Source organism: Enterobacter cloacae complex sp. IR5428, from assembly GCF_049238585.1.
GTDB lineage: Bacteria > Pseudomonadota > Gammaproteobacteria > Enterobacterales > Enterobacteriaceae > Enterobacter > Enterobacter intestinihominis.
This window is the reverse complement of record NZ_JBMKHV010000001.1, coordinates 495,938-502,343: the sequence shown is the minus strand read 5'-3', so window position 1 is coordinate 502,343 and position 6,406 is coordinate 495,938. Positions and strand designations below refer to the sequence as shown.

The 6,406-nt window shown below is 50.2% G+C and carries 9 protein-coding genes; 6 read left to right on the top strand and 3 right to left on the bottom strand.

Features of this window, described 5'->3' with window-relative positions:
- The first annotated feature begins 245 nt into the window (after window positions 1-245).
- The 4 genes from ACOTXC_RS02305 (at window position 246) to ACOTXC_RS02290 (ending at window position 2,008) form a co-directional block, all read left to right on the top strand.
- Entirely contained in the window at window positions 246-506 is a 261-nt protein-coding gene (locus tag ACOTXC_RS02305) for a hypothetical protein (protein WP_421767372.1), read from the top strand.
- 130 nt (window positions 507-636) lie between these two features.
- A complete protein-coding gene (locus tag ACOTXC_RS02300) occupies window positions 637-1,101 on the top strand; it encodes an STM2901 family protein (RefSeq protein ID WP_421767371.1) in 465 nt (154 codons plus the stop codon).
- The gene (locus ACOTXC_RS02295; RefSeq protein ID WP_032622440.1) at window positions 1,095-1,421 is read left to right on the top strand and encodes a DUF1493 family protein; all 327 of its coding nucleotides are present in this window, start codon (window positions 1,095-1,097) and stop codon (window positions 1,419-1,421) included. Before ACOTXC_RS02300 ends, ACOTXC_RS02295 begins: the two co-directional genes overlap by 7 nt.
- 86 nt (window positions 1,422-1,507) lie before the next feature.
- Window positions 1,508-2,008, top strand: coding sequence for a hypothetical protein (locus ACOTXC_RS02290; protein ID WP_421767370.1), 501 nt, complete (start codon window positions 1,508-1,510; stop codon window positions 2,006-2,008).
- 262 nt (window positions 2,009-2,270) lie between these two features.
- Here the strand turns inward: ACOTXC_RS02290 and ACOTXC_RS02285 are convergent, their stop codons facing one another.
- Entirely contained in the window at window positions 2,271-2,570 is a 300-nt protein-coding gene (locus ACOTXC_RS02285) for a tyrosine-type recombinase/integrase (RefSeq protein WP_232936025.1), read from the bottom strand.
- A 254-nt stretch (window positions 2,571-2,824) separates the two neighbouring features.
- Here ACOTXC_RS02285 and rluB point away from each other — a divergent pair, with 254 nt between their 5' ends.
- Window positions 2,825-3,700 carry a 23S rRNA pseudouridine(2605) synthase RluB gene (gene rluB, locus ACOTXC_RS02280; protein WP_003856794.1) on the top strand — a complete coding sequence of 292 codons (876 nt, stop codon included), beginning with the start codon at window positions 2,825-2,827 and terminating at the stop codon, window positions 3,698-3,700.
- A gap of 35 nt (window positions 3,701-3,735) precedes the next feature.
- Here rluB and cobO read toward each other — a convergent pair whose 3' ends face one another.
- Together cobO and ACOTXC_RS02270 are read right to left on the bottom strand one after the other, a co-directional pair.
- The gene (gene cobO / locus ACOTXC_RS02275; RefSeq protein WP_421767369.1) at window positions 3,736-4,326 is read right to left on the bottom strand and encodes a cob(I)yrinic acid a,c-diamide adenosyltransferase; all 591 of its coding nucleotides are present in this window, start codon (window positions 4,324-4,326) and stop codon (window positions 3,736-3,738) included.
- On the bottom strand, window positions 4,323-5,084 hold the full coding sequence (locus ACOTXC_RS02270; protein WP_022648324.1) for a YciK family oxidoreductase: 762 nt from the start codon (window positions 5,082-5,084) through the stop codon (window positions 4,323-4,325). Before ACOTXC_RS02270 ends, cobO begins: the two co-directional genes overlap by 4 nt.
- Before the next feature lie 252 nt (window positions 5,085-5,336).
- Between ACOTXC_RS02270 and sohB the strand changes: the two genes are divergently transcribed.
- A complete protein-coding gene (gene sohB / locus ACOTXC_RS02265) occupies window positions 5,337-6,383 on the top strand; it encodes a protease SohB (protein WP_045621558.1) in 1,047 nt (348 codons plus the stop codon).
- The last annotated feature ends 23 nt before the right edge of the window (window positions 6,384-6,406 follow it).

Genomic DNA, 6,406 nt, shown 5'->3' with positions numbered 1-6,406 from the left:
CACGATCAACAACCTGTTTGACTGCTTCAATTTTAAACTCTTCAGGATAACGCTTACCGCTCATGGGCACCTCTCTTTAAGTCATCTTAAATGACTCTGAGGTGTCTGTTAAACCCGTGGCGATTCAGTTTGTCACTTCGCGCTCTTCCGCTGATCTACTTATTTGTTATGTGACATCACGTAGTGTTGCGGGATTGACGAGAGAACATCCACTGAAAGGTAAACTCTGACCATAAGGAATCATCATGAGCATTTACTTCACTGATCATGGTAGTGCCATTGAATACCACGTAGAAGGGCGTTGGACAGTCAAGGGCGATTATTTGCATGTCAACCATGGTCCCAACATTCCAGGCGGTTTATACAAAATCAATGACAATAAAGTGAAATTCCCATTCGACTACAAAGAAGTTGAGGGAGTGATCGACACTGAGAAACTCACTTTCACCGTGTGTGGCATCGAATACAAAATGAGAAAAATTAAAACAAATCCGTGGGATGTATAATTGAAAAGGGGGCATTACGCTCCCTCGTATTGCCTTCTTAACCCATACTGCTAACGCCATGTTTTAGGGGTGACTGTCTGTAGATCAGCCGTTATGATTGCAATACATTCAGAGTCAAAAGGATTGAGACGTGGATACAGTCGAGGAACTCAACGGAACATACTTCTATGCGGGGCGTTCAAACCTCACCGCCTCCGAGCTATTTTTCATGGTCTTCTGTGAAAATGTTGTTGATCAACTTGGTTTAGGTCTTGTTGATTTCGGTGCTGTAGTTGCCATTGTATCTGGGCGTAATACTCTCCCTACAAGGGCAAAACCAAACGGCGCTGAAAAGGGAACATCCTATGCGTCTAAAGCCTCGCGAAAAGTGTTCAAAAAAGCGCAGTTCCCTTTCGGTATCAAACTACCTTCCGTTATTGGGGGTTATCCACCTTCTACAATCAGAATCAGGGCGGTAGCTAACATTGGAACCTTTACGGGCAGGGCTATTCCTGTCGTGGGGTGGGTTATCTTAGCTTCTGATATCTCTCATATCACCTATCGCACTATCCGAGACTACAACGCTATAGCGCGGGGTAACGATAAGTTATGGTAAACAATGTTGAGCAGCGCGTTTATGAGCTTGTACGGCCTTACGCTGGCACGTACCTATTCAAGTTCAAGAAAGTAGAGCTAACACCTGAAACGGATCTTGATACTGATTTGAGTCTTGATGAGCTTGAAGCTGGTGAGTTAATGGATAAGTTTTTCGATGCGTTCAAGGTTGAACGGGGAAACTTTAAAATAGAAACTTACTATCCTGACCAGCCTGTTTCATGGAATCCATTTAAGAAAACAGAGCCTACTCCTGTACCAGATTTCAATGTTGGTATGCTGATCGAATCAGCTAAAGCCGGAAGATGGTTGTACGAATGAGGGGCGCACCGCCCCCAGTAAATGCTGACTTATTTAGCCGTAATAAAATTAAGAATTCTTTATATTGATTAAAAGGAGATTAAGAAATGATTGAGTTGGCATCAGAGGTTGTTAACTTCATTGTAAATAATATTGGATTGATTTTTTCCTTAGCTGCATTAGTGTTATCTTTCATGAGTTATAGGAACAGTAAATTAGTAAAAAAGAAGAACGACAAAGATGCTCTTTATAAATTTAAGACGGAAACCTTACTCAAGGCGCGGGAATTTGAAATTGCTTTTCAAGATTCATATGATAAGATAGATGGCTTTATAAAAGAATTGCAAGGAAATAACAGGCTCTTTGCAGAGCCAAAGAATGTAATTTTGAATGAGTTGATTTCACAGCGTGACACATTCTATAAACAGTGTGTGCTTGACGCCAAAGCAACTTGTCTAAAATTAATAGATAACTTTGATACATTAAGTGAAGATGAAATTGCGGAGTATCATAAGGTTTTTAACTCTGAATTGGAGAGATTAAAAGCAAATAATAAAAGATTGGATTCAAAATTTACGTCTTTAATCCAGAGTATTGCAGTGAAATAAATACACTCCACGAAGTCTTATTCTATTTGGTATGCATTATACCATCTCAATTACCAACATTGGGCACTCATGATATCAATATGAAATGCCCTAAGTGCGTGTCCCTCTCTTAATGCCCGTTGAATACTTCGTTCGTAGTGCGTCTACTTTGGCCTGAGTAATCCCCAGGTAGGCGCGGGTATGTTCGGTGGAGCGATGCCCCAACATCTTACTAATCACCTCAAGATCTTCGCCGTGGGCGTGAGCGATAGCAGCCACGGTCTTACGTGACGAGTGCATACTGATCACTGCTTCCTGTGGAAGCAAGCCCCCGCATTTTGAGCTTGTCCACTGCATACTCAATCTCAGCATGGATTTTGGAACGGCTAATCGGCTTACCCTTGGTCCGGTTGCTGTCATTCTGGAATACATACACGTTATCCCCGCGCTCGTTATAACGAGCCTTGAGCACCTCCCTTGCTGTCTCCGTCAACTCCACTTCTACCGCTTCTTTGGTCTTGTCGTGGGTGATACGCAATACCTTGCTACCAATGTCCAGTTCATCCCAGCGCCAGGATCGCATATCCACGCCGCGAAGCTGTGTCTCTATCAGTACCGAGACTCAGACGCACAAAACTTGTTGAATCATTTAGTCTAAAGTTAGTGTAGTATGTGCGCCCACGAATCATTGTGTGTGACAGCTTGTGTGACACGTTGTTTGCCATGCTGTGTACCATGAAAGAGTTACAGATCAGTGAGTTAAGTCGATGTATTAGCTAACTCGTTGTTTTAGAAAGTATACCAGACGCCTGTGAAGGCGACACCTGAGGAAGCTCAATGAGCGAGAAGTTACAGAAAGTGCTGGCGCGCGCCGGCCACGGTTCGCGCCGTGAAATCGAAGCCATTATTGAAGCAGGCCGCGTGAGTGTGGACGGTAAAATCGCCACGCTCGGTGACCGCGTTGAAATCGTACCGGGGCTGAAGATCCGCATTGACGGCCATCTTATCTCCGTGAAAGAGTCTGCTGAACAGATCTGCCGCGTACTGGCTTACTACAAGCCGGAAGGCGAACTGTGTACCCGCAACGACCCGGAAGGCCGCCCGACGGTGTTCGACCGTCTGCCAAAACTGCGTGGCGCCCGCTGGATTGCCGTAGGGCGTCTGGACGTGAATACCTGTGGCCTGCTGCTGTTCACCACCGATGGTGAACTGGCAAACCGCCTGATGCACCCAAGTCGTGAAGTGGAACGTGAATACGCCGTGCGCGTCTTCGGTCAGGTTGATGAGAACAAACTGCGCGATCTGTCGCGTGGCGTTCAGCTGGAAGACGGCCCAGCGGCGTTCAAAACCATCAAGTTTACCGGTGGTGAAGGCATTAACCAGTGGTACAACGTTACCCTGACAGAGGGACGTAACCGCGAGGTGCGTCGTCTGTGGGAAGCGGTCGGTGTCCAGGTAAGCCGTTTGATTCGTGTCCGCTATGGCGACATCCTGCTGCCGAAAGGCCTGCCACGTGGCGGCTATACCGAGCTGGATCTGACGCAAACCAACTACTTGCGCGATCTGGTTGGCCTGACGCCAGAAACCACATCGAAAGTGGCGGTAGAGAAAGATCGTCGTCGTATGAAGGCGAATCAGATCCGCCGTGCGGTTAAACGTCACAGCCAGGTTAGCAGCAATCGCCGCTCTGGCAGTCGTAATAACAACGGTTAATCTAAAAGCCCGGTGAATATACCGGGCTATTTTCTTCAGTAATCAATCCCAATTTGCGCTTTGATACCCGCATCGAACGCATGCTTAACCGGACGCAGCTCGCTGACGGTATCGGCCAGCTCCAGAATGTCCCGATGACACCCGCGCCCCGTGACGATCGCCGTCTGGTGTGCAGGGCGGTTCCTGAGGGCCTCCAGCACGGCTTCCAGCGGCAGGTAGTCATAGGCCACCATATACGTGATCTCATCCAGCAACACCATGTTCAGCGACGGGTCAGAGAGCATTCTTTTGGCATGCTCCCAGACGGCGAGGCAGGCTGCGGTATCTGTTTCCCGGTTCTGGGTATCCCAGGTAAAACCGGTCGCCATCACCTGAAACTCAACGCCATGCGGTTCGAGCAGATTACGCTCGCCGTTGGGCCATTCACCCTTGATAAACTGGATCACGCCCACTTTCTGACCGTGCCCGACTGCGCGGGTGGCGGTCCCAAATGCGGCGGTGGTTTTGCCTTTGCCGTTGCCGGTGAACACGATGAGGATCCCGCGCTCGTCCTGAGCGGCCGCCACGCGTGCATCAACCTGTTCTTTGAGACGCTGCTGGCGCTGCTGATGACGGTCTTCATTCATTGCGATATCCCCGGTTTGCGGCCTGGCTGAGCATCGAATGTCATTCCGGTTTTACGACGGCTGTCGTCACCCATTAGCCACAGATAAAGAGGCATAATATCGGCCGGGGTTTTAAGCTTTTGCGGATCTTCTGTCGGGAACGCGCTGGCACGCATTTTAGTGCGCGTACCGCCAGGGTTAATACAGTTAACCCGCAGATGGCGGTTTTGATACTCTTCGGCCAGCACCTGCATCATTCCTTCGGTGGCAAATTTTGAGGCGGCGTAAGCCCCCCAGTTCGCACGACCCTGACGCCCCACGCTGGAGGAGGTAAACACCAGCGAACCGGAATCTGAGTTAAGTAATAAAGGAAGCAAGGCCTGGGTCAGGAAAAACGTCCCGTTGACGTTAACCTGCATCACCTGCTGCCAAATCTCCGGATCCTGTTCATCCATCGGGCGCACTTCGCCCAGTAACCCCGCGTTGTGCAGTACGCCGTCCAGACGCGAATAATGCGTACTAATGCGCTGGGCAAGGGCCTGACATGACGCTGACGTACAGGTCAGCAGATCGAGCGTATACCAGGGCGTGGGGGTACCGCCGGCGTTTTCGATTTCACGGGCAACGGCTTTGAGCTTTTCTTCATTACGTCCCAGCAGAATAAGGCTCGCACCGTATTCAGAATAAGTCAGCGCCGCTTCGCGACCAATCCCGTCGCTGGCACCGGTAACCAGAATGATGCGGTTCTGTAGAAGGTTTTTTTGTGGCTGATAATGCACGGTGGCTCCTCAGGCGCATTGGGCGTGACTTGCACCTTTATTTATGACTTTTCGGCTTTATGCCCGAAACCGCGTCAGAATTCAATCAGTCTACAGGACAGAACGCTGGGAAATTAACAATTTGCAAAGATTTAAACCAGAAACGGGGGATTCCTGAAGCCGCCTCGCAGAGCTAATGTCCAGAGCGAGACGCCTGCGCAGGGCTGTTGTACACTGGCGTGAAAGATTCGTGGTTAAATCAAGGTGGAACGCGTGGAATTACTTTCTCAGTATGGGTTGTTTTTGGCCAAAATCGCGACGGTGGTTATTGCTGTCGCGGTGATTGCCGTCCTGATTGTCAACCTGACGCAGCGTAAGCGTCAGCGTGGTGAGTTACGCATTACCCGCCTGAGCGAGCAGTATAAAGAGATGCGGGAAGAGATGTCTCTGGCGCTGCTTGACGATCATCAACAGAAGCTGTGGCTAAAAGCCCAGAAGAAAAAACATAAGCAGGACGCCAAAGCCGCGAAGGCGAAAGCTAAGCTCGCCACGCCACAGGCTGACGCAAAACCGCGCGTCTATGTGCTCGATTTTAAAGGTAGCATGGATGCGCATGAAGTCTCCTCTCTGCGTGAGGAAGTGACAGCGGTGCTGGCCGTGGCGACAGCCCAGGATCAGGTGGTGGTACGCCTTGAAAGCCCGGGCGGCGTAGTGCATGGGTATGGACTGGCGGCTTCGCAGTTACAACGTCTGCGGGATAAACAGATCCCGCTCACCGTGGCGGTAGATAAGGTCGCGGCGAGTGGCGGCTATATGATGGCGTGCGTGGCGGATAAAATCGTCGCAGCACCGTTCTCCATTATCGGCTCGATTGGGGTGGTTGCGCAGATCCCTAACTTCAATCGTTTCCTGAAAAATAAAGAGATCGACATCGAATTGCATACGGCGGGTCAGTACAAACGTACGCTGACGCTGCTCGGCGAAAATACCGAAGAGGGACGGCAGAAGTTCCGGGAAGATCTGAACGAAACCCACCATCTGTTCAAGGATTTCGTGCACCGCATGCGCCCAACGCTGGACATTGAGCAGGTGGCTACGGGCGAACACTGGTACGGCACGCAGGCGCAGGAGAAAGGGCTGGTGGATGAAGTGGGTACCAGCGACGACCTCCTGCTCAACCTGATGGAAGGTCGTGAGCTGGTGGGGGTGCGCTTCACACGACGTAAGCGCCTGCTCGACCGTTTAACCAATAGTGCGGCAGAAAGCGCGGATCGCCTGCTGATACGCTGGTTGCAGCGCGGACAAAAGCCGCTGCTGTAAAGAAAAACGCGAGGCAGATGCCT